The organism is Bacteroidales bacterium, from assembly GCA_018334875.1.
GTDB lineage: Bacteria > Bacteroidota > Bacteroidia > Bacteroidales > UBA12077 > JAGXLC01.
In genome coordinates, this window is sequence record JAGXLC010000524.1 from 1 (window position 1) to 2,566 (window position 2,566).

The 2,566-nt window shown below is 43.8% G+C and carries 2 protein-coding genes; one reads left to right on the forward strand and one right to left on the reverse strand.

Going from position 1 to position 2,566, the window contains the following annotated elements; genetic code table 11:
- Positions 1–367 precede the first annotated feature (367 nt).
- The gene (locus KGY70_20720; protein MBS3777630.1) at positions 368–1,864 is read right to left on the reverse strand and encodes a hypothetical protein; all 1,497 of its coding nucleotides are present in this window, start codon (positions 1,862–1,864) and stop codon (positions 368–370) included.
- 341 nt (positions 1,865–2,205) lie between these two features.
- Here KGY70_20720 and KGY70_20725 point away from each other — a divergent pair.
- Positions 2,206–2,566, forward strand: a 361-nt coding sequence (locus KGY70_20725) for a hypothetical protein (protein MBS3777631.1), incomplete at its 3' end; no start/stop codon positions are given.

The following is a 2,566-nucleotide window of genomic DNA, read 5'->3' on the forward strand; positions in this document are numbered from 1 at the left end:
GATAAGTTGGGATGAGGCAATCTTTATTTGTAATCATTGTCAATCCTCATTGGATAAACGGCCAGGATGTCAAAGAACGTAAACAGGCAGCTTTAAAAGCAAGTTTATGGGTCATTGTTATCTGACAACAAAAGTATAACATTCTCCGGTGAAATTCAAAATTTTTTGTGGATTTTTTTGAAGATGGAGGCGAATGCGGGTAAATTATGGCCACGGATGCATGAATGAAGAATTTATGGGTTTTCTGAAAAAGTTGAAAGCTCAATAAATCTGAAATTGACAGGTAATTATTGGGTCACATGGTGATCATTTCTTCCATTTTATAGGTACTTTACCAGCCATAAATTACTGTTGTCTGAGGTTATCCTCATTTCAGCCGGAGTATCTGGCATTCCCCGGGATTATAAGGCACTGTCAGCTTTTTACCATCGACAGAGCGGGTTATGGGGCCGGTATAATCTGTGAAATCGGTTCGTCTTACAAGCACCCGGTCGTTCCGCTTCAACCCGGAAACCACGGACTTCTCCTGGTCGGGTACATTGAAAGTGATGGGCCGGCCATTTTGGATCCACTCGTTGTATTCAAGGGATTGATTGTAGACCTCCTGCAACAAACTCATTTCTGTAGCCAATTCTGCTCTTCTGCACCAGGAAAACAACATATCATGTCCCCGTAAAAGCAAGTGCCAGAGCAATTCTTTATAAGACTGCCGGGTCATTTGTTCCAAACCGGGATCCGGATGCTCCGGGGGAGCTGTGGTATGCCAGTGCACAAATGTAGCTATAGGGATACCGGAAGGAGTGGATTTACCGGCATTGCTTCCTACCTTGAGCATATTATAGAACCAGCGGTAATCGGAACTGTATTCGGGATACCATTTGTATATAGGATACCAGGTATAGGTCACCGGCATGGCCATAGTGAGACCTGATTCTGTAAACTCATCATACCAGGGACGGTATAATGCTTGCTGATCTTTGCGATGAGGCAAATCCGGACGGGGAGATTCAAAATAATCATACCAATACCGCCAGCCATCGTTGGGATAATAAGCATAATTTGAAATTAAGGCCTCCGGAAATTTTTGTAAAACGGGGCCGGTGTAAACTTTTTTAATCAGCTTGCTACGTAAGGAGCGGATTTTGGCCTGAAAAGCTTTGAAGTCTTCTATGTTGGGAATGTTTTCCTGACACCGGACACACCGTCTGGCATGTTCCCATGCCTGATTCCATTCGTGGGGCCCGTCAATTTCCCAGTCTGCTGTGACAATATCTATATCTGCCCCTGCTGCATGGTAAGCTTCTACATAAGCTGCAACCCGGCTTTTGATGACCGGTAATCGTTTATGGAGTGTAAAAGGACATCCCATCGCACGGCCTGCGAAAGAACTGTCGAAAAAAGCTTTTCCTTCTCTGTTTATATGGGCGGTAGATGGGGAGGCATCATAAAATCTGTACAAAATTCGGGTGGCATCCACTGCGACAGGCAGTCCCAACTCTTCCTGAATTTTCGCGATTCGAATGCCTTCCTCGATACGGGATTCTCTTGCTTCACCTTTCTGCCAGAATGTGATCACTCCAACTCCCCGTTTGGCCAATTCCCGGATAACCCACCTGGCGTCATTATTGGAAAGATTGCTCAAATCCCCTACAGAATATTGATACAACAGGGGACGCTCTTGTCTGTCATGACTTAAAGGAGGCAGCGTATCCAGCAGAACACGAATATTGCCGGGAGTATCCTCGGGTATCTTTTGAGAATATGCCCTGTGAAATAATGAACTGCCGCTCCAAAGCAAAATGGATATCAAGAATGCCCCGATAATGGCACGCTTTTTTCTTAAGAATATACCGGCTCTTTCCATAAGCAAATAATTGAAAATATCTCCTTTTATACTTTTTATGATGGACGCATGATTTGCACTTCCAAAATACGATTTAATTTTTGGATTTTCAAGGGGTGTATATTAATTTATACACTACTTCTTCGCTGTTGCTGGTTTAAAGAGCGAAGAGCTAAGAGCTAAGGGCATAGAGCAAAGCGGCTCCGGGTTTTCGGGACCGAGGTCCCGGGATGGATTTAGCATGATTGGGTGCTTATCTTACTATTCGAAACTTGAAACGCACTACGGAAAACTCATTTATTTATTTGGCTTTTTCTTTACTTATATTTAAGTTTGGTTAGTAAATTAATTGAGATTTAAATATGAAAAAGAGAATACATAAACAAAAAAATACCGGAGAAATGATATCCGGCAGTGCGCGGATGAACCGGCGGCATTTTATAGGGGTTAGCGGTGCTGCAACGGCCGCCATCCTTATGGGGCCGGCTTTTTTAACCAGGGCTGTTGCAAGTCCAGGGAAAACTATGAAAAGGAAGGAACCTGCCCGAATTTCAGCCGTATTTTTGTTCCCTCCGAAAGATGTGGTACATGAAGGACGGATGGAAGACGGTTGGTCGGAGCACAACTGGTTTACCTATCCCTCCTATCAATTCAAATACAAACAGCAGCAGGCGAAGTTTACACGGCATATTGAAGATATGGCAAAACAGTTGGGAGTTAAAG

What these genes read in the sequence shown, in the direction of transcription:
- KGY70_20720 (MBS3777630.1), bottom strand. Translation starts at nt 1,864, where the DNA reads ATGGAAAGAGCCGGTATATTCTTAAGAAAAAAGCGTGCCATTATCGGG.